Consider the following 25,329-nt stretch of genomic DNA (forward strand, 5'->3'; position numbering starts at 1 on the left):
CGGAGTGTCCGAGCGGCGCACGACCCTCGCATATCGACATCTCGACACGGATCTTCCACTGCAGTCACCCTTCGTCCGGCGTCCCGGACGAGCCACCTGCCACCTCGTAGTTCCACACCTCGCTGTGGGTGGAAACGGGCCGCGGTGCATCACCGCCGGCCCGCTCGACGGCGGAGCGGTGGCCGTCGGCGAATGCGGGCGAGGTCACCCAGGCCTGGAAAGACGCTTCGTCGCGCCACCGGGTGATGACCAGCCACTGCTCCCTGTCGTCGGTGGGGCGCAGCAACTCGAAACCCTCGAAGCCATCGGCATCGTCGACCGCGCCCGCTCGGGCAGCGAAGCGGTGCGCAAGCTCGCTACCCGAACCGGCTGGGACGGTGATGGCGTTGATCTTGATCGTGGTCATGAGGCCAGACTGTCACCGCGCCCTTGCTGGCACGACACGCGCTCCAGACCCGCCGGCCAGGCAGCGAGAGGCAGCGGTGTCGATCGTTGCGTTGTCGCAGTAGCGCTCAGGACCCGTCGACGCGAAGGCGGCCGCCCAGCTGATGCGCGCTGACCGCGGATCCCGTTCGCTCCTCTGCGACATCCCCGGTGTCCCAGAGTCTCCGGAACGGTTCGCTGTGCGTCGCGAGGGTCTGCACAAGTTCTGCAATTCGGGCGTCGTCGGGCCGTCGACCGCCCATCAGTCGTAGTTGGGAGGCGGTCTCGGATGCGATGGCCTCCCAGTTCGCATACCGCGATCTCGCCTCGGGGTGCAGGAACACCCGCCGCGCAGAGTTGGGCGGCTGATCCATCTGGCTTACGCCGGCAATCGGGCTCGGCGGGTACCCGTTCACCTCGAGCTCCTCGCCTCGGGCACGTCGCTGGACCGTCTGAGCCATCGACGTGCGCCCAGGGAGCGGAGGCGTCCATTGGTGTTCGCACACCGGCTGATGGGCGCGAAGGAGGGGTGGAGGTATAGGCCGGGTGAGCGGCCCAGGAACCAATGAGACCCTCGCGTCCATGACACAGCCCAGGGGCTCCATGCGGAATCGGGTATGGCGAGACGGGAAGCTCGAGAAGGAGGACTTCCCATTCGAGCAGATCTCCGACTATCTGGACCAGGACGGCGCTCTCGTGTGGGTGGACCTGTGCGACGCGGACCATGACGATCTTGCGGCCTTGGCCGAGGAGCTCACCCTAGACCCGATGGCTGTCGAGGACGCGGTGGGTCACGCCGAGCGGGCCAAGGCCACGCGGTATGCGACGCATACCTTCATCACCGTGTACGCGGTCAATGCCTGAAAGGACGAGCGGCCGTTGCGGGACCCACTGACCTCATCCATCTCCATGACACGGGTCTCGGCCTTCGTGATGCCCCGCGGGATCGTCACGGTCCGTCACGGGCAGGAGTTCGATATCGACCAGGTCGTACAACGGTGGGATGAGAACCCGGACCTTCTCAAGTTCGGTCCCGGCGCTTTGGTCCATGGCTTCTTGGACTACGTCGTGGACGGACACTTCGATGCTGTGCAACTCATCGATGATCAGATCGAATCGTTGGAGGACACCTTGTTCGACGACGAGTCGTTGAGCAAGGTCGTGCAACAGCAGACCTACCGAGTGCGTCGGGACCTGGTCGATCTACGTCGCGCCGTGTTGCCGATGCGGGAAGTCGTGAACTCCGTGCTGCGGCATCGCAAGGACCTGGACTCTCCGGTCGAGCTGAATTCCTTCTACGACGACCTCTACGACCACGTGCTGCGGGCCACCGAATGGACCGAGTCGTTGCGCGACATGGTCAGCACCATCTTCGAGACGAACCTGTCGCTGCAGGACGCCCGGCTGAATACCGTGATGAAGAAGCTGACGTCCTGGGCGGCGATCATCGCCATCCCGACGGCCATCACCGGGTACTTCGGTCAGAACGTGCCCTACCCGGGTTTTGGCAAGACGTGGGGCACCATCACCAGCGACGTTGCAATCGTGGCTGTGGCATTGATCCTCTACGTCTCCTTCAAACGACGCGACTGGCTGTAGCTCCCAGGGATTGGGGGAACGCGGTGGGGTGGATGGGTCTTGAACCCAGGACCAACGGACGACGGGTTGCTTGATCCAGTGCCGGGCTGCGGGAGCCATCGCGATAGACCGTGGGCAACCAGGCGTACGCGGCCAGGTCGGAGCCAATCTGCCTGTCGACGTGGGCGAACCGGATGCAACCACGACGGCGTCCAGCAACGTGTTGACAGAGGCGCCAGTCAGCGGCCGGCCACCGGCTGGCGGATATGCAGCTCCACGTTGGCGGATTGAACGACGGTTCTTGAACCGCACCGACGCCAGACCCCGCCCTGGTCATCGCTGCCGCCTCTGCAGGCGGCGCAGCGAGACGGTCGTGCACCCGGCGGTGTGGGGCACAAGCGGGGGTATGACCCACCTCTTGCCGGAATTTGGGAGGAGCATCTCTGGGCGCAGGTTCTCAGCACTCAAATGTCGCCATCCGCACGTACAGGCCTACCGTGAGCTTGAATGTCGAGCATGTTCCTTGCGCTTCGACGTCACGTCAGTACCCACGCTGCCAGCACAGCATGGGATGGAGTCGGTTCCTCCGCGTTGGGAGGTCTTGTAGGTGGTGTTCTCAGCGGACTTGTAGTGCTTGTTGGCGTCTGGCTGGCGCAACTGCTCCACGACAGAAGCGAAGATGAAGCCGGATGTCGTCGGACAGCTAGGGGACTCATCCCGATCGTTGGCAATCTGCGAGATGCCGTCATTTACAGCCGAGGAGGACGAAGGGGCGAGTTCGACCTGTATCCCCTGCGGAACGCGCTGCTGGAGGCAGCGGCCTCTATCGCTGACACCGATGCCTACGCCGAAGTGTCAGTTCTGCTGTCGCAGTGCACGGATTACCGCGAATGGCTTCGGGCGGGTAATGGCGGCGTCGTAGCGGACCCGCAACTGCCAGAGGACTACGATCCAAACGTCGACGCCGATGAGTTCAGGGCGGTCTTCGCAAGGCATGCCGAGCACGTGTTGAAGCTTCTTAGCGCCGGACTCACCCGTACGGGGACGGGTTCCTCGACTACCTACCCGCGTCTATCTTGGTCCGTCAACCCGGACGACGTGCTTACGACCCGCGCTGACGGGTCGTGGGTTCGCCCCAGCCGGTGAGGCAGCGCGGCCGAGGTAAATATCATGCTTGCAATCGCGACGGTATGACGTGCCGACGCCAGCGTTACGGCGAGAGCTTGGTGAGGTAGTCGTCACGCTTGTGCCACCACACTTGTTTCCACTCGAGTGCTGCCGCGAACTATTCGTTCTTGCTGTTCCCTAGGTGCCGAGTCCCTAGCGCGAAGATGAGTAAGGCTTCGATGTCGGCTACAGTGTTCGCCGAGTCGGTCAGCAACTTAGTGGGGACCGTCTTAAGGTGCTGCAGGCCCCGTTCATCTTGTGACGTCAGAACGCCTCGCCAACCGAACCACGAGAAGCGATCCCACTTGCCGTGGTGGGGACTGTCGTTCGTGCCGAGCGCATGATGGCGGAGTCGGGCGCCGAGACACAACGAGTGTCCGAGCGTTTTGCCTACGTAGTAGGGCCCATAGTCGTTGTAGGGGACATATATGCCTCGTTGGTCCCAAAGATTCGCCACTTGAAGGGCGGGCTTGTTTTCGTTCCGATGTCCGAGCAGTTCAAGGCGCCCTCCTGATTCTTTGCCAGACCCGTCGACCTGGCCCGCGTCCCAGAACAAGCCGTAGGCCCGAATAAAGCCCGCGGAGGAGGTCGCCTGCTTCTTGAGGGGAGTGGCGTTCACGACATCAGCATCTCAAGAACACGCCCATCGCGGTGGTAGGGGAGCATTTCCGCAGCGGTGCTGGCGTACCGACGCGAAGCGAGCGTCTATCTGGGCGAATCCGTTTTGAGGTCGCTCAGACGCCGGCGACGTAGGCGGTGAGGAAGTGGACGCCGCGCCGGTCGAGGTTGCCGCGGGCGCGGTCGTAGTGCTCGGTGGTGCGGGGGTCGGCGTGCCGCGCCAGGATCTGCGCGTCGCGCAACGGGACGCCGGCGTCCAGGGCGTTGGTGATCGCTGCGTGACGCAGGGAGTGTGGGCTGATGTGCCGCCGGATGCCGGCTGCTTTCGCGATCCGGGTGACCATCCGATAGACATCGCGGCGGTCGAGCGGTTCCCGGACAGCGGCCGCAGCAGGAGCGGGCCAGTGGTCCGTTGACCGCGGCAGGTCTCCAACACTCGCAGGACGGGCACGGTCAACGGCATGGTGGCCGGCTTGTTGCCCTTGCCGATCAGCCGCAGCACCCGGTACCCACGGAGGAAGTCGGCGTAGTCCTCGATTTGGACCGCGGCGGCTTCGGAGGCACGCAGGGCGTTGATGCCCAGCAGGTACGCCAGGGCGCCGTGGTGCACGGTGAGGGTTTGGGCGACCTGCAGGAACCCAATCAGCTCCAGACGGTCCAGTCCTTGCGTGCGGCTCTCGTCGCGGGTCACCTTGGGTAGCCGTGCGTAGATCGCCGGGTCGGCAGCAATGAGCCCGTCGATGTGCGCGAAGCGGAAGTACCCGCGGACCGCGTGCATCATCGTGTTGATCGAGGAGTCCATAAGCTCACGTTCGCTCAGATCGCGGATGTACAGCTCGACGTGGGCGCGTTGGATCCCGGTCAACGGGTCGAGCGCGTTCGTTTCGCACCAGGTGAACCACTGGCGGAGCTGGAACGTGTACAGCGCGTGGGTTCGCCCGGAGTACCGAGCCAGGAAAGACACCGCCGCCAACTGTGCGCTCGACATCGTTGCCGGTTCAAAGGGCATCGCCATCGTTTTCGTGGACATCAGGTCACCACGCGGCGACCATGACTGACCCAGACCCCGCTCGCCGCCCGCGCGGCCAGGCAGATGGACCCTCCGACGCTACGTCGCTTGCGAGATGCGACGCCGCACCGTCTGGCGGCGAAGGACGCGCTCGCGGGGCCCATCCGAACGACGTGAGGACCGTGCCACCGCATCGGATTAGCGCGCGTCGCATACGGACTACGCACCCCGGCGACACTCAGCAAGACGCCTGAATCAGGTTGTCCTACCGGCATATGTCGAGGCATGGCTGGGTCGAAGGAATGAATACGTGCTTGAGCACGGCTTCCACGAAGGCAGCATCGGATCCGTTTGGTGGAACAAGCAGCTTCACATCCAAGGACTGGGCCAACGTGTCGGCTTGTTCGAGCATGGCGGGGCCCAGCGGTTGACCGGGGGGGACCTCTTCCGACTCGCTCAACCAGCGAGCCGGTCGGATGCAACCGACAACGATGTCCTGACATTCCTATGGCATGTTCTCGCCCGGGGAACCGGCCCGAGTCAGCGCGGCAATCGGCAGCGCATCGAAGCGTTCGTTCCTCCCGCCGCCCGCGAGCGTAACGTCGCCCGGCTCAAGGAGGCCAACTCCCACGCTCGCGACGGCGACGTCGCGGCCGCTTACCGATGCCTGATCCGGCGTGGTGGCGGTCAAATCCGCGGTCTCGGACCCGCGTTCTTCACGAAGCTTCTGTACTTTTCGTCCGAAGGTACACCCGGAACACGCTGCCTCATCTTGGACGCTCGCGTCGCTGAGAGCCTTGCTGAAGCAGGGTGGTCATCGCTCCCATGCTCCTCCCGCAACCGATACAGCTACAACTGGTTCACGACCACCTATGACAGCTACTGCAAGTTGCTTCGGGAATGGGCTGAAACAGCCAGCAACTCCCGTGGGTCCGAGGTCTGGCCCGATGAGATTGAGCGCGCCCTGTTTGACCGCGGCGCGTGACCCTGCACCCGAAACAAAACTCGCCTTGGCGTTCGACCGCCTGGTCTTTAAGGTCACCTCGCGGCGGAAGGAGCACGGGGCTGCCGGTCGAGGCGCTAGCCGGTGAAGGGTTCTGTGCACAAAGTCGCGACGGCTGAGGGCGCAAGCAATTAGGTTGACTCGATGGAGCCTGTGCGGAGTGTCCTCTTCCTCGACTTTGACAACGTGTTCAGCGGTCTGTTGAAGCTCGACCCTAAGAGCGCGTTGCGCTTCGCCGAGGACCCGCGACTCTGGGTCAACCGTCTTGCTGGTGGGACTCAGGGGGTGGCACGGCGCTGGCTCGTCCTGCGCTGCTACATGAACCCTGCTGGTTGGGTCCCGAACCCGGAGAACGATGGGGCACGGCTGTACTTCTCACGATTTCGCCCGTCTTTCACTGACGCAGGATTTGAGGTCGTCGACTGTCCGCGCCTTTCCCACACTAAGAACGGCGCAGACATCCGCCTCGTCATCGACGCGATCGACGCGCTGCGCGCCGACGTGCAATACGAGGAATTCGTAATTGCCTCGGGCGATTCCGACATGACGCCGCTAATTGTGCGGCTGCGCGCCTCGGATAGGCGAATCACGCTCCTTTCACCATCAGATTCTGCGGTGGTATTAGGAGCAGTGGCAGACCGGTTGATTGGCGGCGAAGATGTCCTCGAGTTGCTGGGTACAGAATCCGAGGAGCTGATTGACCCTCTCGTGGATGATTCTGATACCGGTCCCAGGGCCCCCGCCGCGGCGCGAACATCGGAGGTCAACCTAACGCCCGGAGAGGCCAACGAAAAGTTCAAGCTCCTTGTGGTCGAACGCTACGCTCAAGCCTCGGAACCCATCAACCTCGCGACGCTGGCAAACGATCTACGCAAGGAATTGGGTGAGGTGGTAACTACGAGTCGTTGGTTCGGTCACGACGGCTTTGTCAGGGCGGTTCAGGCCCTCAACCTTCCAGACGTCCACATGTCCCAGCACTTCCTGTGGGACGTCACAAGACACTCTCCACCAACGCTCCCAAACGATGCCCAGGATGGACCCGCGCCCCCCGATCCGGTGGCACGTGTTGTTCGCGCCCTCAAGCTCCCATCGCTTCCCACCGAGAGCTGGCGCAGCATCTCTGATTCACTAGCGGCGTTCGTGCACGCGTATGAGTTCAACCTCACCGAAGCCACCCGGTGGTCGCGCGACCAATTGTCAGCCGAAGGAATATGGGTGAGCCGTCAGGCCGTAGGCATCGTGGCACGTGGAGCGGCGTACGGCGGCTGTCCACTCTATGGCCAGCCGCGCCCGTCAGCCGATGCCATCGCCGCTGCTTTTGCGGGCAACGTCTTGAGCCGCGCGGCCGCTGCCGATGTCGACCTCTCGAGTGACGAGATCGACGAAGTCCAGAGATGGTTTGGGTTACCCTGACACGAAGATGCTCACCAACGCGGCGGTGTGACACAACGCGAACGGGGCGCGCGAGTCCCGGCGAAATGTGCGCTTGCCGAGCGGCAGCGCCAATTCAAGGCATTCCCGACACTCATGCGAACGACGATCCCGAGATCCGTGCTTGATTCAACGCTTGCGGCCCCGTCAATCGGCGTCCGTTGGACCAGGACAGGAGCGCCAGACCAGACGCCACCGCCACTCCGAGCGTCCAGATAGTCTCGAAAAGAGAACTGCACGCAATTTTGCTGTTGTTACCTTTCATGGGCGCCTCCTCGTTCTTGCGCTTGCTGGTTTCCGCCGACGGTTCAGAACGAACTTCAGAGAAACGAACCTAAAGAGAGCGAGAACCAAGAGGACGCCCAGAGCGACAAGGACTCCCGGGATCGAACCGAGAACTACCGCCCCTGACCTGACCCAACGGACACCGGAATCATAACCGAAACGACCGTCGCTCGCGACGAAATGACGCACCGGTTAGGGCAGAGGCCAGATCTCTCCACCTTCCCGGCCTGAGGTCACGGCACCCGCTGATACTGAAATCGGCGAGAGTGTCGCGAATGTGACGGTCTACTCGATTGGGAGAGCGGCAGCCGCGGCGGCGATCTTGGCGGCCACATCGTCCAGCGAGGAGTCCGCTGTGTCGAGTCCGGCGTGCGACGCGAGCATCGGGCTTACGTCGTACAGCTGGTCGAAGGTCACGCTGTGGGTGACAGGAACGACACGCCTGCTGTTGAGGAGTACTGCGAGTTCCTTCTCGGCAACGCCTTCGTTCTCGATGCTCTTGAGCAGCGCTGGCGTCACAAGAACGATGCCAATGCGCGAGTTCCGCAGCCCTTTGTCGATCTCGCGAGTCATCAGGGAGCCGAGGGGGATGTCTTCTTCGCTGAACCATACAGTCGCGCCATTCGCTTTCAGCTGGCGGTGAAGGTCAGCCGCACAGCCTTGACGGTCGTCCCAGGCATGGCACAGGAAGAGATCGCGACGGTCCGGGTGCGCGCGAGCTTGCTCGGCAGCCCTTTCGGTGTAGGGCTCGACGGAGCGCCACTCACTAGGGCTGTACGAGACCGACCTTCCAGTCCTAGTGCGTCGGGTGGCCGCGGAAGATGATGACCCGTACGACGATCTGTACGTCGACCCACCCCCGCCGCCATACGACGACCCACCATAGGACGAGTAGGAAGACCCGTAGCGCGAACGCCCGCTGCAGGCAGGGCAACTCGCAGCCGCGGCGGATGAGCGGTGACCGTAGACAGGGGCTGTGCACTGCGCCATGAAGTTACTCCTGTGGAGATGCGAAGACATAGTTCGTTGCATGCGGCGGCCGCAGCAATGAGATAACTGGACTCTTCCTCTTTTCGTGCCGATCGGCCGCCTTGGCGAGGTTCGATTGGCCATCGCTGGGCGCGGGGCTGCCAGTCGCGTCAACAATGGGGGTGCGGCCAGTCACTGCCTGAAATAGGTGGGACGGAATACGACATTGAGCGATCAGTTCGTCCGCGGTGATGCCAACGGAGTTGAGGAGCTCTAGTGAGCGTGGCATCAGTGACGGTTGTTCGATCGAGGCGATGGCCCCGGGTTCGTCGCGCCTCCAACCTTGCTGCGACATGCGGATCATCGCATTGCGGTAGGACACGTCTGAGAGACGCCCGAGCTGCCGTGCTCGGAACAAGAGAGCGCTGACGCTTACACCCCACTGCTCCTTGAGTCGGAAGAGAGTCGTCCAGGCGCTGCGGCCCATGGCTGTAGGGAGCAAATCGTGAACCTCCTCGGCCGGCATCAGGAACTCGGATGCGAAACGATGTGCCTGATCTTCGATGGCTTTGCTGCCTGGCTCTGCTTCGCCGTGCATGACCAAATGGCCGAGTTCGTGGGCGACATCGAACCGTTGCCGGTAGTAGTCCTTCTTGATGGGGTTGAGGACAACGGTGGGCCTGTCCGCTGCTGCGAAGGAGTAAGCGTCGATTGCTGCGGCGCCTGGTGGGCTAAAGACAACGAGCACACCGTGGGTCTCAAGGAGCCTGACTTGATGTCCGGCCGGTCCATGGTCCAGGTCCCACGCTTGGCGCACGTGGCGGGCGGCCAAATCAGGGCCGACTGTGTCGCCAGCTTCGACGTGGAACTCGGGCAGCTGAGGGGCTGGGAACTCGGCGTGCACCTCGATGGCGGATGCAACGTCGACAGCGATCTGCCCGTATGCGAGCGCTTGGTCGCGCATAACTTGCGATGTTGAACGAAGCGACCTGAAGTGCGGCGCGACGTCGATGATGGTGACGTCTTCGCCGCGGACCGCAAAGAACCACGGGTCGACCTTCAAGCCGATGGCGAGTTCAGCGATGTTGGCAGCAGTTGGCAGTTTTGCGCCGCCTTCCCATGCCGTGACAGCGCTTGGGCTGCGGTCGATGTTGTTTGCGAGCTCGCTCTTCCTCAATCCCGCCAGGTGCCGGGCAAGGGCTAGTCGCGTCCCGTCGAAGAACGGGGCAACTTCCTGAGCTCGTGTCCGGGGATTCACTGGTCCTCGGCGGCGCGCGGAGCGTCGACGTTGCTCATCGGAGCGGCCTTTTCGGCGGGGGTGCGCAGGCGGACCGGGGCGTCAGGGACGTTCGCCGGACCGTCGGGCTCGGTCGCCGGGAGCTTTTGGCGACCCCCGTCGGCCGGGGGAGCGGCGAGGAGATTCTCCTTCCACGCCCAGGCGTTGTCCTTCCCCTCCATCGAGGGGAGGCCGAGGTACAGCTCACGGTCGTTGGTTTCGATGTCGTGCGTGTGGGTGACGACCAACGTGGTGATGTCGAACTTGCTTGCGTGCTCAAGCGCCTCCCGAAGCTTCGCTGCGCCGGGGTCGTCTACGAGGACGTCGAGTATGGAGAACTGGTCGTTGTCAGGGTCGAATTGCTTGGCAGTGCGCTGCTTCACCTGGCTGCGATGGGACCAGTTGATCTCGTCGACCCCCCCGAACTCGGCCGAGGCGAGGAGCCAGCGCACGCCACCGAAGCTCCAGCCGGGACTACCGACGAGGTTGTCACGGCCCACGGTGCCCGGTGGGATGTGCGGGAATGTGGCCTGCTCTTCGCCGGTCAAGGTCGCGTACAGGACGTCTAGACCCACGGTGCCGGAGCTGCCTTCGCGTGTGGCGTATCGACCGCAGGAGAACACCCGGTCCAGGCGGTCGCACAGCAGTATCCACCGGTTGATGCCAACCCAGGTGGCGTTGTGTCCGGTGGGCTCGTCATAGTCCTCCCGGGTTCGGCGCGCGGCGGACTCATACGCCCACCGAATGCCCCCCAAGACCTCAGCCTCGCCCAGGACGCCCAAAATCCGCTCGCGTTCGCTCATGGCGCATACGTTACATGAAATCAGTAAATCGTGTCATCAAGTTCACCATCCGCGAACCGCGCTGGTTTCGGCTGCACTGCCGGGTGACGCGGCCAGTGCAGCCGGCTCGGCGCCCGATCTGACATTGCAGGCCCGGCTCCATCGAACCAAGCCGGATTACCCACAACGTCCGAGGCAGCGAGGCGCTCAGCAGTCACCAGATCGAGCATGAGGCACAACAGGTCACCGCGACCCGGTGCCTGTGATCGCGTCATCCTCGGCGCGGAGACGTAGCCCTAACTGGGCGGTAGGACGCGGGTCGAAACGCGGGGCCCTTGAGTGTCGAACCGGGAGTCCGTGATCAGTCCTTAACCCGTCCTTCCCATCGACGCAGACGGTGCAACACGTTCCCAGGTCAACGCTCCGCTGCGCGGCTCGCGCGTCGACCGCGCCAGGGGCCTACGTCGGCGGTGGAATGTAGGCCGCGCGCGACCAGTAGCAGGGCCTCGGGCGACGCATAGTGGGCACATGACTTCACACGACACCCAACCGGATGAGCAGTCCGACGGCCGCCTCGATGGCCGGGTGGCGCTGGTGACCGGAGGCACCCGGGGTATCGGGCTCGCCGCTGCCCGTGGGCTGGGTGCGCGCGGCGCGACCGTGGTGCTCGTGGGCCGTAGCGAAGACTCCGCCAAGGCAGCGGCCACGGCGCTGGTGCAGGAGGACATCGACGCTCTCGGGGTCGGCTGCGACGTCGGCGACGCCGAGCAGGTGGCAGCCCTACCCGCGCGGCTGGGCCCGCTGGCGACCGTCGACATCCTCATCTGCGCGGCCGGGGTGATGAGCGAGCGCACCGCCAAGACGCTGCGTACCAGCGAGACCGAATGGCGCCGGGTGATGGCGGTCGACCTCGACGGGGTCTGGCGGACGATCGCGGCGTTCGTCCCGGGCATGGTCGAACGGCGCCACGGCCGGGTGATCGCCGTCAGCGCCTGCCTGGGTCGGATGAGCGGCCCGGGCAACGCCGGCGGCCTGGCGCCGTACCGGGTGGCGAAGGCCGGCGTCAACGCACTGGTGCGCAACCTGGCCCACGAGCAGGGCATGGGGATGCGCGGCGTACTCGTCGACGCGACCTGCCCCGGCCACTGCCGCACCGATATGGGCGGACCCGACGCGCCACGCTCCGCCGAGCAAGGAGCCGAGACCGCCGTGTGGCTCGCCGGTCGGTCCGCCGACGGTGCGGTGACCGGCGTGCTCTGGGAGGACCGCGAGATCGTCCCCTGATAGGTGGTGCCCGAGGCCGGAATTGTGGAGAGTCTGCCCATCACTGTGAGCGGGCCTCGCTAGGTTCAATCGAAACCGTCGAGCCGAGGGGTGTGCCGTGGCCATCGATGCGAGTCGTTTCTACGAGAGCGCGCCGCGAACGGAATGGGTGCTGACGTTCGAGGGCGCCCTGGCTCATTTCGTCTGCCCCGACCCGTCGGCCAGGGTCGAGTTCGCTCGCCAGGTAGTAGCGGCGGCGGGCGAGGAACTGTCCCCCGATCTGGAGCTGCGCAGCAGGGGCGTGACCGTCCGACTGGCCGCCACCTTCGAAGCCGGCGGCCTCCCCGACGCCGCAGCCGACGTGGCGCCCCGCATCTCGGCCGTCGCGAAGGAGCTCGGCCTGGTGGCGGACACCGCGCACCTGCAGACGATCCAGATCGCCGTCGACGGCGGATCGGGCGCGGTGCCCTTTTGGCAGGCCGTGACCGGGTACGAACGCCCCGAGGACGCCGACCTGATCGACCCGCTGCGGCGCGCGCCCGGTGTGTGGAATCAGGCCGTCAACGACGAGCGTGAGGCGCCTGCGCGGCTGCACATCGACATCTCCGTCTCGGCCGTCGAGGCTCCGCGTCGTGTCGCGGCAGCCCTGGAGGCGGGCGGGCGCGTGGTCAGCGACCGGTTCGCCCCGCAGTGGACCACTCTGGCCGACCCGGACGGCAACCTCGTCGACATCGCGGCCTGGCCCGACCTGCCCTGACCGGTCGCGAACGGACGGCCCCGAACGCCCGTCTCAGGCGTGGGACTGCGCCGTGATGTAGTCGCGCAGCAAGGTGGGCGCGCTCCCGGCGATGTCCTGCACCGCCGGGCTCAGGGCGGCCAGTTCACCGGAGGCGATGGCGGTGTACGTGCTGACCCAGGCGTCGTACTGCCGCTGCGGCGGCTCCCGCGACCCCACGCACCCCTCACGGCTCGTGCTGCCGTTCACGACGCACGGGTGAACGCGCGCGGTGCGTGTCCGGCGCGTCACATGAGCCCGCGGATCAACTCCACCGTCCGGACGAGGTGCGGTTCGTTGCGCTGCGCTTGGTGGGCCAGGGCCAGTTCGACGGTCTTTGCAGGACGTACGAGGCGGCGGTAGACGACTCCCTCGAGCGCGAGCGCGGTGACGGGTTCGGGCACGACGGCGACCCCGAGTCCTGCCGCGACGAGCGTGATCAGCGTTGAGGTCTCCCCCACCTCGTGCCGGATGCGAGGCTCGACGCCGGCGTCGCGGAACAGTCGCACGACCACGTCGTACATCACCGAGCGCCGCCCGGCGGAGTGCACGATGAGCCCGGCATCCTGCAGGTCACTGACCCGGATCTGCGCGCGCTGTGCCAGGGGGCTGTCGGACGGCACCGCGACCACGAGGCGGTCGCGTCGCAGGGTCGTCACTGCCAGCGAGGTATCGGCCACCGGGGGGCGGAGCAGGGCGATGTCGATCTCGCCCGTGAGCAGAGCTCGCACCTCGTCTGGCACCAGCATCTCGCCGCGGAACGAGAAGTCGACCCCTGGCAGATCCACCGCCAGCCGACGGGCCAGCGCGGGCAGCAGGCTGTAGGTCGCGGATCCCACGCACCCGATGGTCAGGTGTCCCACGGCGCCGGCGGCGACCCGTCGCGCCAGATGTCCGGCGTCGTCGACCCCTGCGAGGATGGCGCGGGCTCGCGAGAGGTAGGCGGTGCCGGCGTCGGACAGTTCGACCCGCCGGGTGGTCCGGTGCAGCAGTTCGACCCCGAGCTCCTCCTCGAGACGTCGGATCGCCTGGGACAAGGGCGGCTGCGCCATGTGCAAGCGCACCGCTGCACGACCGAAGTGGCGCTCCTCGGCGACGGCGACGAAGTAGCGCAGCTGGCGCAGCTCCATCGTCAAGACCTCGCAGATATGAATAATGCCGGATATAGATATTTCACACTATCAACGTCGCGGCTTACGGTTGCCGTATGGATGCCTTCCTCTACTCCGCCGTCCGTACGCCGTTCGGCCGCTTCAACGGAGCCCTCGCCGGGGTCCGCCCGGACGACCTGGCCGCCCGGGTCATCGAGGCGCTGCTCGCGAAGGCACCGGGTCTGGACGGGGCCGCGGTGGACGACGTCATCTGGGGCAATGCCAACGGCGCGGGTGAGGAGAACCGCAACGTCGGTCGGATGGCCGCGTTGCTGGCCGGTCTTCCGACGTCGGTGCCCGGCACCACCATCAACCGACTGTGCGGGTCGAGCCTGGACGCCGCGATGAGCGGCTCACGGGCCATCGAGACCGGTGACGCGGACGTCGTCGTGGTCGGTGGCGTCGAGTCGATGACGCGCGCGCCGTGGGTGCTCCCCAAACCGGCCAAGGGATTCCCGGCACGCGATGTGACCGCCGTGTCCACCACTCTCGGATGGCGGCTGACGAACCCGCAGATGCCGAAGGAATGGACCGCGTCGCTCGGTGAGTGCAACGAGCAGCTGCAGGACAGATTCGGGGTCAGTCGCGAGCGCCAGGACGAGTTCGCGGTGCGCTCCCATCAGCTGGCCGTTGCCGCATGGGACGACGGTTTCTACGACGACCTGGTTGCACCGGTCGAGGGCCTGGCACGGGACGAGGGCATCCGCGCGGACTCCACCGTGGGCAAGCTCGCCGGGCTCGCCCCCGCCTTCCGCCCCGACGGCACCATCACTGCCGGCAACGCCTCGCCCCTGTCCGACGGTGCGTCGGCTGCGCTGCTCGGGTCCGGTGCAGCCGCCGATCGGATCGGACTGCAGCCGGTCGCGCGGATCGCAGGGCGTGGGACGTACGCGCTCGACCCGCAGGCCTTCGGGTACGCACCGGTCGAGGCCGCGAACCGGGCGCTGGTCCGCGCCGGCATCGGCTGGGACCAGATCGGCGCCGTCGAACTGAACGAGGCCTTCGCGGTGCAGTCGCTGGTCTGCGTGGACGCCTGGCTCGCGGAGGGCCTGAAGGACCCGTCGTTGGTCAACACCCGGGGCGGGGCGATCGCGATCGGCCATCCCCTCGGCGCCAGCGGCGGCCGCGTGCTCGCCACCCTGGCCAAGGTGCTGCGCGAGCGCGGTGAGCGGTACGGCGTCGCCGCCGTGTGCATCGGCGTCGGCCAAGGCCTGGCCGTCGTGCTGGAGAATCTGCAGGTGGCCGGATGAGCCAGGTGCAGCACCTGGACACCGTCGACGAGGCGGTCGCCGGCGTCGAGGACGGCGCCACCGTGCTGGTCGGCGGATTCGGGCTGGCGGGAATGCCGTTCGACCTGATCGACGGCCTGATCCGGCAGGGTGCCACCGATCTGACCATCGTCTGCAACAACGCCGGCAACGGCGAGGTGGGCCTGGCGGCGCTGCTCAAGGCCGGCCGGGTCGCGAAGGTGATCTGCTCCTTCCCCCGCCAGGCCGACTCCTACGTCTTCGACGAGCTCTTCCGCGCTGGGAAGGTGGAGCTGGAGGTGGTGCCGCAGGGCAACCTGGCCGAGCGGATGCGTGCCGCCGGCGCGGGCATCGGAGGCTTCTACTCCCCCACCGCCGTCGGCACGATGCTGGCCGAGGGCAAGGAGACCCGCACCATCGACGGGCGCGACTACCTACTGGAATACCCGATCAAGGGCGACGTCGCGCTGGTCTCCGCTCACCGCGCGGACCGGATGGGAAATCTGGTCTACCGCAAGACAGCTCGCAACTTCGGGCCCGTCATGGCCACCGCGGCGAGCACCACCGTCGTGCAGGTGCACGAGGTCGTGCCGACCGGCGACCTCGACCCGGAGGCCGTCGTGACCCCCGGCATCTTCGTGGATCGCGTCGTGCGCGTCGCGCCCCGCCACTACACCGTGCAGGGAGCCCGCTGATGGCGCTGAACCCCGACGAGCTCGCCGCGGTCATCGCCCGCGACATCCCGCCGTACTCCTATGTCAACCTCGGCATCGGCCGGCCGACGCGGGTGGCCGACCACCTCACGCCAGGATCGGGCGTCGTGCTGCACACCGAGAACGGCATGCTCAACATGGGCCCGGCCGCCGCCGGTGAGCAGATCGACACCGACCTGACGAACGCCGGCAAACAGCCGGTCACCGAGCTGCCCGGCGCGTCGTACTTCCATCACGCCGACTCCTTCATGATGATGCGCGGCGGCCACCTCGACGTCTGTGTGCTCGGCGCCTTCCAGGTCGCGACCAACGGCGATCTCGCGAACTGGCACACCGGTGAAGCGGACGCCATCCCCGCCGTCGGCGGGGCCATGGACCTTGCGATCGGCGCTCGCCAGGTGTTCGTCCTGATGTCGCTCTTCGACAAGCAGGGCCGACCCAAGCTCGTGCCGCAGTGCACTCAGCCGCTGACCGGCCTGGCGTGTGTCAGCCGCGTCTACACCGAGCTCGCGGTCTTCGACGTCGGGCCGGGCGGCGCGGTCGTGAGGGACACCTTCGGGATCACCGTGGATGAGCTGCGCGAACGGCTCGACGTGCCCCTCGCCGCGCTTTGAGGACCCGGACCCCACCCTCCTGCCGTTTGCGCGTCGTCGGTGTGAGAATTAACGCTGACACCACACAGCCCGTGCGAGGCGTGGCGACTGACCAGCAGGAGTGACGAGAACCGTGACGACACAGGGGTTGTCGCACCGACGCGACCAGGTGCGCGAGGAAGTGCTGAGGGCCGGCTACGTCCGGGTCGAGGACCTCGCGCAGACCCACGGCGTCAGTCTGATGACGATGCACCGCGATCTGGATCAGCTGCAGGAAGAGGGTTGGATCACCAAGATCCGCGGCGCTGCCACCGCCAATCCCACGGCTCTGCGTGACGCGGGCGTGGCCGAACGCAGCCTCTCGATGAGCGCCGAGAAGGCCGCCATCGTGCGGGAGGCGGGACGGCTGCTCGGGCGAGGGCAGACCATCTTCCTGGACGACAGCACCACCGCCGTCGGACTCGTCCCACTCCTGTCGGCGCACGTGCCGATCACCCTCGCGACCAACTTCGTGCCGGCGATGGCCATGCTCAGCCCATCGTCCGGCGTCGAGGCCAAACTGCTCGGCGGCGCCTACGACGAGCGTTTGCAGTCGTGTTCGGGACTGCAGACCATCGACGCGATCGACGCCCTGCAGGCCGATCTGCTGTTCATGTCGCCCACCGGGATCACCGGCGGCCGCTGCGTGCACCGCTCGGAGGCGACCGTCATGGTGCGCCGTGCCCTTCTGGCGCGCAGCCTGCGCAAGGTGCTGCTGGTCGACCACGCCAAGTTCGGTCGTCCCGCGACCCACGTGCTGTGCGGCGTCGAGGCGTTCGACACGGTCATCACCGACGACCGGGTCTCCGACGAGGACCTGCAGCTCCTGCGGGACCGCTGCCCCGACGTGCGGGTCGCCTCCACCGGCGACGAAAGCGTCTGATTCCGAACGCTTCTCGCGCGAGCGGTCACCCGAACAACTTGCCCCGCACCTGCAGGAACTGCTCGTAGCGCTCGGCCAGCACCTTCGTGCGTTCGGGGTCCGGCTCGAGCACCTGCCGTGGGCGGACGGCCGCCGTCACGGCGTCGTGCAGCGAATCGAACATCCCGATCTCGTAGGCGCCGATGAGCGCCGCACCGCGCGCACCGATCTCCTCCACGTCCGGCAGCGTCACCGGCACCCCGACGGCATCGGCGATCACCTGGCACCAGCTCACGCTGCGCGCACCGCCGCCGGAGATCGCGACCATGGTGGCCGACCCCGCACTGGCGACGCAGTCCTTCACCGCCATGCTGAGCCCGTCCACGATGCCGGCGGCGACCTCCTCGCGGGTGTGGGCGACGTCCAGGCCGAGGATCGCACCACGCGCCCGCGGATCCAGGAACGGGCTGCGCTCGCCGGCGGTGGAGAAGTAGGGAAGCACCATCGGCGCCCGGCTGCGGTCCGAGCGGTCCGCGAGCCGGATCACGTCGCCCGGCTGGTCCAAGCCGAAAAGCCTCTGACACCAACCGATCACCTCGGTGCCGACCATCGTGGGGTAGGTCAGCAGCCAGCCGCCCTCCTCCGCTGCGGGCAGCGACATGCCGTTGCCCGGCCGGTCCAGCCGGGGGTCGTCCGAGACCAGCCCGTTGCACAAGGTGGTGCCGAGGATCGCGAACGCGTCGCCCGGGCGGTGCGCTCCGCTACCGGTGGCCATCGACGCCACGTCGTACGGCGCGACGACCACCGGAGTGCCCTCCATCAGCCCTATCTTCCGGGCGACGTCACCGAGCAGGGGCGCCACCCGGTCCTTGCCGCGCACGGCGTCCGGGAGCAGACGACGCAGGTCCGCGATGCCGTAGAGATCGAGGATTCGCTCGTCGTACGCACGTCTGCGGGTGTCGAAGAACGGGTTCGCCGCCTCGCTGTCGTCGATCGCACGCCGGCCCGTGAGCTTGAAGTAGGCCCACCCGCCGCAACTGAGCAACGTCGTCGCCCGCTCGATGACCTCGGGCGAGTTCTCCTGCAACCAGCGCAACTGCGAGGAGGCGACCCCGGCGAAGCCGAAACATCCGTTGATGTCGAAGGCCCGCTGCAGCGTGCCGTCGGCCTCCCAGGCGTCGACGAGGGAGGTCGCGCGGGCGTCGTTCCAGAGCAGTGCCTGGCCGGCCGGGTCGCCGTCGGCGTCGATCAGCCAGCAGCCGTCGCCCTGGGCGGTGACGGCGACCAGCGCTATGTCGTCGGGCGACCGGTCCGCGACCGTCCGGACGACCCGCACCAGAGCGGCCCACACCTGGGCCATGTCCTGCTCGGAGTGACCGGGCGACGGGCGCCTGACCACCGAGTCCTCGGCGCAGCTGTCGGCCTGCGCCCAGTCGTCGTCGTACCGGACGGCCTTGATCCGCGAGGTGCCCAGATCCACCCCGATCACACTCATGGCTACTCCTTCAACGCGTCGGGATTTGCGCAGTGCTCCATCCGGCCACTGTCCAGATAGGCCGCCACCTCGCGCACGACCCGCAGGACCGACTCGGAGCTGACCTGCTGCGAGGCGCCCGCGAGATGCGGCGTGCCGATCACGTCGGGCCTGCCGACCAGTGGGTTGTCCGGGCCGGGGGGTTCGGGGTCGAAGACGTCGAGTGCCGCGCCGCTGAGCTGCCCGGAGTCCAACGCCTCCAGCAGGGCGGCCTCGTCGACGATCTCCCCACGGGCGGTGTTGACGAAGTAGGCACCGTGCTTCATCGCGCCGAATGCTTTGGAATCAAAGGACTTCCGCGTCTCGTCGGTCAACCGCGAATGGACGCTCACGATGTCGCTGACCGACAGCACCGCCTCCAGGGAGTCCAGCAGCTCGATCCCATCGGCACGGTCGACGTGCGGGTCGTAGGCGACCACCCGCGCGCCGAACGCGTCCAGCAGTTGCGCGACCCGCCGCCCGACGGCGCCGATGCCGACCAGCCCGACCGTGCACGCACGCAGCTCCGGACCCGCCGTCTCGTAGCGGAACGCTCTGGGGCTCCAGCGTCCGTGGACCAGCTCGGCCGACCCGCGTACGACGCCGCGCGGCATCGTGATCATCACCCCGATCACGAACTCCGCGACCGCGCCGAGGTTGCGACCCGGCAGATAGACCACCGGGACGTGGTGCGCGGTGGCCGCGGCCAGGTCGACGTTGACCGGGCCACCGCGAGTTATCCCCACCACCTTGAGCCGGTCGGCGCGCGCCAGGACGGTGGCGGTGACCGGGCCGAGATGGGTGAGCAGGACGTCTGCGCCGGGCATCAGCTCGGCGATCTCGTCGACCGATCCGGACGACTCCTTGACCCCTTCGACCGCCCCGTACGCCTCGTCCGGCCAGCGCGTGGAGTATTCGACGGTCTCGGTGTCCGGCCCGAACGCCTCCTTCGCCGCGTGGGCGAAGGAGGCGGCCGAGATGAACCGGTCGCCGACGCAGACGACGCGCATCAGGCCGTCCCGTGCTGGACGCGGGAGCGCCGGGCCAGGGAGTCGATCAGCACGGCGAGCGCCAGGACGGCACCGGTGATCATGTAGCGGTAGGCCGACGAGAGGTTGAGCAGCGTCAACCCGTTGGAGATCGACTGGATGACCAGGATCCCCAGCAGTGCCGAGTACGCGCTGCCGCGACCACCGAACAGGCTCGTGCCGCCGATGACGGCCGCGGCGATCGCGTTCAGGTTGACGTCACCGGTGCCCGCGCTCTGGCTGGACGACGCCAGCCGTGCGGCGCTGAGCACGCCGCCGACCGCCGCGAACAGACCCGTCAGCACGAAGGCCGAGGTGTAGATCATGTTCACGTTGATACCGGCGCGACGCGCGGCCTCCTCGTTGCCGCCGACCGCGAACATGTGCCGGCCCCAGTTCGTCTTGGTCAGCGCGTAGTTCGCCGCCACGATCATCAGCACGAAGATCGCGAACATCCACGGCACGCCGTTGTCCCGATTGAGGTACCACGCGGCCAGCAGCAGGACGACCAGCAGTGCGACGGCCCGGATGACGACATTCGCCGGGGAGCTCGCGGACAGGTTGGCGGCCCTGCGGCGTCGGATGTTGAGGATCCCGGCGACGAAGACGGCGGCGGCTGCGAGCACCGCGACGATGTACGCGAGGATCGGCGTCAGGAACTGCTGCTGTCCGAACGTGACCAGCCCCGATCCGTACGGCAGGTTGATCGAGCCCTGGGACCCCAGCAGTTGCAGCTGCAGTCCGAGGAAGGCGAGCAGTCCGGCCAGGGTGATCACGAAGCTCGGCATGCCGAACCTGTTGCGGACCTGCGCGTAGACGAAGCCGATCAACGCTCCCGACAACGCCGCGACGACGATCGCCAGGATCGGGTTCCAGCCCTTGTTGACGTAGAGCACACCGAGCAGGGCCGACGACAGTCCGCTCAACGAGCCCACCGACAGGTCGATCTCACCCAGGACCAGCACGAAGACGATGCCGAGCGCGATCATGCCCACGGCCGAGCTGTCGTAGATCAGGTTGACCAGGTTGCCGGAGGACAGGAAGAGGGAGTTCAACGCCTGGAAGACCACGGCGATGACGATCAGCCCGATCACCACCGGCAACGGGCCGAGGTCACCGGAGCGGACCCGGTAGCCGAAGTTGGTCAGCATGTCCTTGGGGCTGCCGCTGCCGACCTTGACCCTGGCGTCCTGCTGGTCGAGCGCCTTCGGGGGCGGGGTTGCCGTCTGTGCCATCAGGAGTCCTCCTTCGACAGAGTGGGAGCGGCGTGCGCCCCCGCGGTGGGCGCCGCGGCGTCGTCCGCCGTGGCGTCGGTGGTGTCGGCGCCGCCGGACCGGCGTGCCGTCCGGCGCGTCACGACGTTGTCCGTGGCCCCGGTGATCGCGGCCACCAGGTCGTGGTTGCTCGCGTCGGGTCCGAACTCGCCGTTGTTGCGGCCGAGACGGAGGACGACGACGTTGTCGGCGACAGCGCGCACGTCCTCCATGTTGTGGCTGATCATCACGACTGCCAGTCCTCGTGCCTTGACCCGCTCGATCAGGTTCAGCACCTCGGCGGTCTGGGCCACGCCCAGGGCCGCGGTGGGCTCATCGAGCATGATCAGTCGCGGATTGACCAGAAGAGACCGCGCGATCGCGACCGTCTGCCGCTGGCCGCCGGACAGCGAGGCGATGGGCACCCGCACACTCGGGATCCGGGCGGACAACTCCCCGAGGAGTTCCCACGACCTGGTCTCCATCGTGACCTCGTCCAGGTGGCCGCCCTTGAGCTCGCGCCCGAGGAAGAGGTTGGCGACCACGTCGAGGTTCTCGCAGAGCGCCAGGTCCTGGAAGACGGTCGCGATCCCGAGCTCCATCGCCTTGGACGGGCTGTCGATCGTCACCTGCTTCCCGTCGAAGAAGACCTCGCCCGACGTCGGTGCGTGCACCCCGGACAAGACCTTCACCAAGGTGGACTTGCCGGCTCCGTTGTCCCCTACGAGGGCGACGACCTGACCTGCGTGCACCTCGAGATCGATGTCGGTGAGGGCCGACACCGCCCCGAAGGTCTTACCGACCCCGCGCAGGCGCAGGACGGGTGTCCCCGACGGTGCCTGCGTGGTCTCCGTGGCTGTGGCAGTCATGCCGCGCCGTCCTTTCTCGCCGTGTCTCGCATCAGCACACCCACGATCAGGAGATGCCGAGCTTGGTGCAGCCGACCTTGTAGCTACCGGTGCACAGCTGGGAGGCGGTGGCGATCTTGGTGGAGATGATGTCGGTCTTGAGGTTGCTCTGCGTGATCACCTTCGGGACGAAGAGCATCGTCTTGGTGCCGAACACGGTCGTCAGGCTGCCGCCGCCGACCGCCGTGACCGACTTGCCGTTGAGCAGGTCGACGGCGACGTCGGCCGCCGCGCCCGCGACGATCTCGCTCGGCTTGGAGATGGTGTTGTACTGGTCGCCGGCGATGATCAGCTGCAGTCCGGCGGTCGTGGCGTCGTTGCCGGTCACCGGGGGCAACGGGTTGACGCTGGCGGCCTTGAGGGCGGCGATCGCGCCGCCGCCGGTGCCGTCGTTCGCGGCGACGATGCCGACGATCTTCTTACCGAAACGTGAGACCTGGCCGCTGACCCAGGACTGCGCCTTGCTCGGGTCCCATTCCGGGGTGTCGTACTCCGACAGCGTCTTGTAGCCGCTGCCCGCGAGACCCTCGTGGACGCCCTTCTTGATCAGACCGGCCGCGGCGTCGGTCGGGGACCCGTTGACCTCGAGGATCCCGTTGCCGCCGCCCGTCGAGACGCCCTTGGCCTTCAGGTCCTGGACCAGCGACTGCGCGATCGACTTGCCGATCTCCTCGTTGTTGAAGGAGACGTAGAAGTCCGGCTTGGCCTGCGGGATCGGCCGGTCGTAGGCGATGACCTTCACGCCCTTGGAGTGGGCGGCCGACACCAGGCTCGACGCGGCGGTGGAGTCCACCGGGTCGAGCACGATGACCTTCGCGCCCTGGGTGAGCGCCGCGTTGAACTGCTGCTGCTGCTTGCTGGCGTCACCGGTGGCGTTGTTGTAGAGCGGCGTGCACGTGGGGCACACCTTCTTCAGCTCCGCCACGAAGCCCGGCCTGTCGTGCTGCTCGTAGCGGGTGGATGCCTCGTCCGGCATCAGGAAGGCGATCTTGGCGCCCTTGTCACCGCCGGCTGCAGCGGACGAGCCGGCTGCACCCGACTTGGTCGAGGAGTTCTTGCCGGAACTGCACGCACCCAGGATGGGCAGTGTGGCAGCCACGGCAACAGCGACGGAGATCTGCGTGATCCTGCGAGCGGTCATGATGTTCGGTTCCTTCGTGGGATGGGTTGAGCGGGCTGACGAACGGTTGGTCGGGCAGATGCGGAAAGGGGCGGGCGTCACGTCGGCGCCGCCCTCGTCGGGACGTTGAGAGAACGCAGTGCGGCCAGCCCGTGGCCGTCCAGGGGGACGACGACCTCGGCGACCGCGGTGTTGTCCAGCCGGGGGAAGACGCGCCGGTACTGCGCCGGGGGTATGCCGAGCAGCTCGCACAGCGCGAGCCGCAGCAGGGTGTTGTGGGCGACGACCAGCACCTTGCGACCCGCATGCTCCGCAGCGATCTCCCGCAGCGTGCCGGCACCGCGCGCCGCGGCGTCGGCCGCCGACTCCGCGCCCGGGAAGGGATTGGCCACCGGGTCGTCGCGGAAGGCCGCCATCACCGCCGCGTCGGAGGACTCGATCTCGGCGGCCGTGCGACCCTCGGCCACTCCGAAGGCGACCTCCTTCAGACCCGGGCACACCACCAGGTCCGCCCCGATCGCCGACGCGGAGGGCTGCGCGGTCTCCTGCGCGCGCCGCACCGGTGAGCTGACGACCACCTCGATCCCGTGGCGCAGCGACCAGCGGCCCAGGTCGGATGCCTGCTCGTGCCCCGCGGAAGTCAGGTCGATGTCGCTGTCGCCGCCGGCGTACCTGTTCTCGGCGTGCCAGACCGTCTCGCCGTGCCGGGCGAGCCACAGACTCACGCGATCGCTCATCGAGGCACTCCCCCGGCCTCGGCCAGCGCGTACGACGCGGCCTGCGACCCGAGCCACCCGCGTTCGGCGAGGGCGGTGACCAGTTCGGCGTACCCCTGCCGCAGCTGTCCACCCCGGTCGGCATCGGGGCTGTAGGACCGGCCGATCCCGACCATGGACGCGACGGTCTCGGTCAGCCGGCCGGGCTCGGCCGCCGCAAGCATGGCCATCCCGGTCGACGGGTGCGGTTCGCGCGGCACCTGCACCGGGCGGCCCAGCAGATCGCACCTCAGCTGGTTCCACCACTCGTTGGCGGTAGGGCCGCCGGTGAACGAGACCGGGCCCGTGGTGTCGGCGCCCAGGGAGGCCAGCACGTCGTAGCTGAGCCGCTCGACGTACGCGATGCCCTGGCAGAGCGCGGCGAAGCGGGCGGCGTCGGAGTCCGCGTGGCCGCCGACGAAACCCACCGCGTCCGCCGCCACGAACGGGAAGCGCTCCCCACGACCGATCAGCGGATACGTCGCACCGGGGATCACCCCCAGACCGGCGGCCTGTTCGGTCAGCCGGCCCAGGTCCTCGCCGTGCGTGAACGCATCGCGCAGCGCACCGGCACCGGTGCTGGAAGCGCCCCCCGGCAACCAGCCGCCGTCCGGGTGGCGGTGGCAGTAGACGGCGCCGGAGGGGTCCAGCACCAACTCGTCGGTGGAGCCCTTCACCACCAAGGTGGTGCCGAGGGCGCTGCTCCAGTGGCCGATCTCGAGCGCGCCCGCCGCGATCTGCGCCGCGCATCCGTCGGTCATGCCGAGGCGGACGACGGCGCCCGTCGTCAGCCCGGTCTCGGACGCGGCCGACCTGCTGACCACACCCGCCACGGTGGTCGGCAGAGCCACCCCCGGGAGCAGGTCGAGCGGGATCCCGAGTTCGGCGAAGACATCGGCCGGCCAGGCGGCCGTCCGCAGGTCGACACCGGTCTTCAGAGCGTGCGAGGTGTCGGTCGGCACGACGGAGCCCACCAGTCGACGCACCAGGTGATCGGACTGATGCACGACCCGGTCGCCGGCACCGAGGACGTCCTCGCCGCGCAGCCACAACACCTTGGCCAGCGCCCAGGCGGGCTGGATGCGATAGCCGAGAGAGGACCAGAACGACTCTCCGGCGCGCTGCGCACGGTCGGCGAACCCGTGCGCTCGGGTGTCGTCGTACATCAGGGCCGGTCCCGCCGGGCTGCCGTCGGCGTGCTCGACCAGGACCGTGCCGGACGTCGCGTCGATCGCGATCGCGGTCACGTGCACCTCACCCGCAACGTCCAGCGCCTGCCGGACCGCGTCGCACAGCGCCGTCCACCACTGCTCGGGGTCCTGCTCGTGGCGACGACCGTCACGGTGGTCGCTGGTGATGGGCGCGGCTCCGGAACCGAGCGTGCGGCCCTCGGCGTCGACCAGGGAGGCGCGCACTCCTTGAGTGCCGACGTCGATGCCGCACGTGGCGTCGATCGCGCTCACGGTGCCTCCTTCGTCGACGTCGGTTGCTGTGACTCACACCACATTACTCATAGAAGTTGTTAAATTTATAGCCGCCGCACTGTGATCGTTACCCCTTCGTGACCC

General features: G+C 67.3%; 22 protein-coding genes and 1 pseudogene. 9 read left to right on the top strand and 14 right to left on the bottom strand.

The genetic code is table 11. The annotated features are described in order from the left end of the window. Window positions 1–64 precede the first annotated feature (64 nt). Window positions 65–406, bottom strand: coding sequence for an antibiotic biosynthesis monooxygenase (locus JOB34_RS03765; protein WP_208051469.1), 342 nt, complete (start codon window positions 404–406; stop codon window positions 65–67). A 620-nt stretch (window positions 407–1,026) separates the two neighbouring features. On the opposite strand from JOB34_RS03765, the pseudogene JOB34_RS03775 reads away from it, so the two are divergent. After that, a pseudogene (locus tag JOB34_RS03775) lies at window positions 1,027–2,022 on the top strand (magnesium transporter CorA family protein). Between the two features lie 1,777 nt (window positions 2,023–3,799). Here JOB34_RS03775 and JOB34_RS03780 read toward each other — a convergent pair. Continuing rightward, on the bottom strand, window positions 3,800–4,816 hold the full coding sequence (locus JOB34_RS03780) for a site-specific integrase (protein WP_208051471.1): 1,017 nt from the start codon (window positions 4,814–4,816) through the stop codon (window positions 3,800–3,802). 289 nt (window positions 4,817–5,105) lie between these two features. Here JOB34_RS03780 and JOB34_RS03785 point away from each other — a divergent pair, with 289 nt between their 5' ends. Together JOB34_RS03785 and JOB34_RS03790 are read left to right on the top strand one after the other, a co-directional pair. Continuing rightward, entirely contained in the window at window positions 5,106–5,780 is a 675-nt protein-coding gene (locus JOB34_RS03785) for a hypothetical protein (RefSeq protein ID WP_208051472.1), read from the top strand. Between the two features lie 162 nt (window positions 5,781–5,942). Continuing rightward, window positions 5,943–7,211: an NYN domain-containing protein gene (locus JOB34_RS03790; protein WP_208051473.1), complete on the top strand. Its 1,269-nt coding sequence runs from the start codon at window positions 5,943–5,945 to the stop codon at window positions 7,209–7,211. Window positions 7,212–7,799: 588 nt separating this feature from the next. On the opposite strand, the gene JOB34_RS03795 is transcribed toward JOB34_RS03790, so the two are convergent. Genes JOB34_RS03795 through JOB34_RS03805 form a run of 3 tightly spaced genes read right to left on the bottom strand, consistent with a single transcriptional unit; the run spans window position 7,800 to window position 10,562 of the window. Next, entirely contained in the window at window positions 7,800–8,627 is an 828-nt protein-coding gene (locus JOB34_RS03795; protein ID WP_347813706.1) for a toll/interleukin-1 receptor domain-containing protein, read from the bottom strand. Next, window positions 8,509–9,741, bottom strand: coding sequence for an ImmA/IrrE family metallo-endopeptidase (locus tag JOB34_RS03800; protein WP_208051475.1), 1,233 nt, complete (start codon window positions 9,739–9,741; stop codon window positions 8,509–8,511). The genes JOB34_RS03795 and JOB34_RS03800 overlap by 119 nt, the downstream gene beginning before the upstream one ends. Further along, entirely contained in the window at window positions 9,738–10,562 is an 825-nt protein-coding gene (locus JOB34_RS03805; RefSeq protein WP_208051476.1) for a hypothetical protein, read from the bottom strand. Before JOB34_RS03805 ends, JOB34_RS03800 begins: the two co-directional genes overlap by 4 nt. 507 nt (window positions 10,563–11,069) lie before the next feature. Here JOB34_RS03805 and JOB34_RS03810 point away from each other — a divergent pair. Both JOB34_RS03810 and JOB34_RS18030 read left to right on the top strand, forming a co-directional pair. Further along, the gene (locus tag JOB34_RS03810) at window positions 11,070–11,825 is read left to right on the top strand and encodes an SDR family NAD(P)-dependent oxidoreductase (protein WP_208051477.1); all 756 of its coding nucleotides are present in this window, start codon (window positions 11,070–11,072) and stop codon (window positions 11,823–11,825) included. 97 nt (window positions 11,826–11,922) lie between these two features. Then, window positions 11,923–12,561: a VOC family protein gene (locus JOB34_RS18030; RefSeq protein ID WP_208051478.1), complete on the top strand. Its 639-nt coding sequence runs from the start codon at window positions 11,923–11,925 to the stop codon at window positions 12,559–12,561. Window positions 12,562–12,594: 33 nt separating this feature from the next. On the opposite strand, the gene JOB34_RS03820 is transcribed toward JOB34_RS18030, so the two are convergent. Next, complete coding sequence (locus JOB34_RS03820; protein ID WP_208051479.1) at window positions 12,595–12,789, bottom strand: hypothetical protein; 195 nt, start codon at window positions 12,787–12,789, stop codon at window positions 12,595–12,597. Between the two features lie 38 nt (window positions 12,790–12,827). Next, on the bottom strand, window positions 12,828–13,709 hold the full coding sequence (locus JOB34_RS03825) for a LysR family transcriptional regulator (protein ID WP_208051480.1): 882 nt from the start codon (window positions 13,707–13,709) through the stop codon (window positions 12,828–12,830). Between the two features lie 77 nt (window positions 13,710–13,786). Between JOB34_RS03825 and JOB34_RS03830 the strand changes: the two genes are divergently transcribed. From JOB34_RS03830 to JOB34_RS03845, 4 genes are all read left to right on the top strand, one after another. After that, window positions 13,787–14,980, top strand: coding sequence for a thiolase family protein (locus tag JOB34_RS03830; RefSeq protein ID WP_208051481.1), 1,194 nt, complete (start codon window positions 13,787–13,789; stop codon window positions 14,978–14,980). Beyond that, window positions 14,977–15,672 carry a 3-oxoacid CoA-transferase subunit A gene (locus tag JOB34_RS03835; protein ID WP_208051482.1) on the top strand — a complete coding sequence of 232 codons (696 nt, stop codon included), beginning with the start codon at window positions 14,977–14,979 and terminating at the stop codon, window positions 15,670–15,672. Before JOB34_RS03830 ends, JOB34_RS03835 begins: the two co-directional genes overlap by 4 nt. After that, window positions 15,672–16,304, top strand: a complete 633-nt coding sequence (locus JOB34_RS03840) for a 3-oxoacid CoA-transferase subunit B (protein ID WP_208051483.1) — start codon at window positions 15,672–15,674, stop codon at window positions 16,302–16,304. Before JOB34_RS03835 ends, JOB34_RS03840 begins: the two co-directional genes overlap by 1 nt. 112 nt (window positions 16,305–16,416) lie before the next feature. Beyond that, complete coding sequence (locus JOB34_RS03845; protein ID WP_208051484.1) at window positions 16,417–17,205, top strand: DeoR/GlpR family DNA-binding transcription regulator; 789 nt, start codon at window positions 16,417–16,419, stop codon at window positions 17,203–17,205. Between the two features lie 25 nt (window positions 17,206–17,230). Here JOB34_RS03845 and JOB34_RS03850 read toward each other — a convergent pair whose 3' ends face one another. From JOB34_RS03850 to JOB34_RS18035, 7 genes are all read right to left on the bottom strand, one after another. Continuing rightward, on the bottom strand, window positions 17,231–18,679 hold the full coding sequence (locus tag JOB34_RS03850; protein WP_208051485.1) for an FGGY-family carbohydrate kinase: 1,449 nt from the start codon (window positions 18,677–18,679) through the stop codon (window positions 17,231–17,233). 2 nt (window positions 18,680–18,681) lie between these two features. Next, window positions 18,682–19,707, bottom strand: a complete 1,026-nt coding sequence (locus JOB34_RS03855) for an NAD(P)-dependent oxidoreductase (RefSeq protein ID WP_208051486.1) — start codon at window positions 19,705–19,707, stop codon at window positions 18,682–18,684. Next, window positions 19,707–20,960 carry a sugar ABC transporter permease gene (locus tag JOB34_RS03860; protein ID WP_233763572.1) on the bottom strand — a complete coding sequence of 418 codons (1,254 nt, stop codon included), beginning with the start codon at window positions 20,958–20,960 and terminating at the stop codon, window positions 19,707–19,709. Before JOB34_RS03860 ends, JOB34_RS03855 begins: the two co-directional genes overlap by 1 nt. Next, a complete protein-coding gene (locus tag JOB34_RS03865) occupies window positions 20,960–21,847 on the bottom strand; it encodes an ATP-binding cassette domain-containing protein (protein ID WP_208051487.1) in 888 nt (295 codons plus the stop codon). The genes JOB34_RS03860 and JOB34_RS03865 overlap by 1 nt, the downstream gene beginning before the upstream one ends. A gap of 46 nt (window positions 21,848–21,893) precedes the next feature. Further along, entirely contained in the window at window positions 21,894–23,027 is a 1,134-nt protein-coding gene (locus tag JOB34_RS03870) for a sugar ABC transporter substrate-binding protein (RefSeq protein WP_208051488.1), read from the bottom strand. Window positions 23,028–23,104: 77 nt separating this feature from the next. Continuing rightward, the gene (locus JOB34_RS03875) at window positions 23,105–23,743 is read right to left on the bottom strand and encodes a histidine phosphatase family protein (RefSeq protein ID WP_208051489.1); all 639 of its coding nucleotides are present in this window, start codon (window positions 23,741–23,743) and stop codon (window positions 23,105–23,107) included. Next, window positions 23,740–25,224: an FGGY family carbohydrate kinase gene (locus tag JOB34_RS18035; protein ID WP_208051490.1), complete on the bottom strand. Its 1,485-nt coding sequence runs from the start codon at window positions 25,222–25,224 to the stop codon at window positions 23,740–23,742. Before JOB34_RS18035 ends, JOB34_RS03875 begins: the two co-directional genes overlap by 4 nt. Window positions 25,225–25,329: the final 105 nt, after the last annotated feature.

The sequence above is a fragment of the Allobranchiibius sp. GilTou38 genome (assembly GCF_017565325.1).
In the GTDB taxonomy this organism is placed as follows: Bacteria; Actinomycetota; Actinomycetes; order Actinomycetales; family Dermatophilaceae; genus Allobranchiibius; species Allobranchiibius huperziae.

What these genes read in the sequence shown, in the direction of transcription:
- JOB34_RS03870 (WP_208051488.1), bottom strand. Translation starts at nt 23,027, where the DNA reads ATGACCGCTCGCAGGATCACGCAGATCTCCGTCGCTGTTGCCGTGGCT.
- JOB34_RS03865 (WP_208051487.1), bottom strand. Translation starts at nt 21,847, where the DNA reads ATGACTGCCACAGCCACGGAGACCACGCAGGCACCGTCGGGGACACCC.
- JOB34_RS03860 (WP_233763572.1), bottom strand. Translation starts at nt 20,960, where the DNA reads ATGGCACAGACGGCAACCCCGCCCCCGAAGGCGCTCGACCAGCAGGAC.
- JOB34_RS03835 (WP_208051482.1), top strand. Translation starts at nt 14,977, where the DNA reads ATGAGCCAGGTGCAGCACCTGGACACCGTCGACGAGGCGGTCGCCGGC.
- JOB34_RS03875 (WP_208051489.1), bottom strand. Translation starts at nt 23,743, where the DNA reads ATGAGCGATCGCGTGAGTCTGTGGCTCGCCCGGCACGGCGAGACGGTC.
- JOB34_RS03825 (WP_208051480.1), bottom strand. Translation starts at nt 13,709, where the DNA reads ATGGAGCTGCGCCAGCTGCGCTACTTCGTCGCCGTCGCCGAGGAGCGC.
- JOB34_RS03795 (WP_347813706.1), bottom strand. Translation starts at nt 8,627, where the DNA reads ATGGCCAATCGAACCTCGCCAAGGCGGCCGATCGGCACGAAAAGAGGA.
- JOB34_RS03830 (WP_208051481.1), top strand. Translation starts at nt 13,787, where the DNA reads ATGGATGCCTTCCTCTACTCCGCCGTCCGTACGCCGTTCGGCCGCTTC.
- JOB34_RS03780 (WP_208051471.1), bottom strand. Translation starts at nt 4,816, where the DNA reads ATGTCCACGAAAACGATGGCGATGCCCTTTGAACCGGCAACGATGTCG.
- JOB34_RS03855 (WP_208051486.1), bottom strand. Translation starts at nt 19,707, where the DNA reads ATGCGCGTCGTCTGCGTCGGCGACCGGTTCATCTCGGCCGCCTCCTTC.
- JOB34_RS03840 (WP_208051483.1), top strand. Translation starts at nt 15,672, where the DNA reads ATGGCGCTGAACCCCGACGAGCTCGCCGCGGTCATCGCCCGCGACATC.
- JOB34_RS03790 (WP_208051473.1), top strand. Translation starts at nt 5,943, where the DNA reads ATGGAGCCTGTGCGGAGTGTCCTCTTCCTCGACTTTGACAACGTGTTC.
- JOB34_RS03810 (WP_208051477.1), top strand. Translation starts at nt 11,070, where the DNA reads ATGACTTCACACGACACCCAACCGGATGAGCAGTCCGACGGCCGCCTC.
- JOB34_RS03850 (WP_208051485.1), bottom strand. Translation starts at nt 18,679, where the DNA reads ATGAGTGTGATCGGGGTGGATCTGGGCACCTCGCGGATCAAGGCCGTC.
- JOB34_RS03765 (WP_208051469.1), bottom strand. Translation starts at nt 406, where the DNA reads ATGACCACGATCAAGATCAACGCCATCACCGTCCCAGCCGGTTCGGGT.
- JOB34_RS03805 (WP_208051476.1), bottom strand. Translation starts at nt 10,562, where the DNA reads ATGAGCGAACGCGAGCGGATTTTGGGCGTCCTGGGCGAGGCTGAGGTC.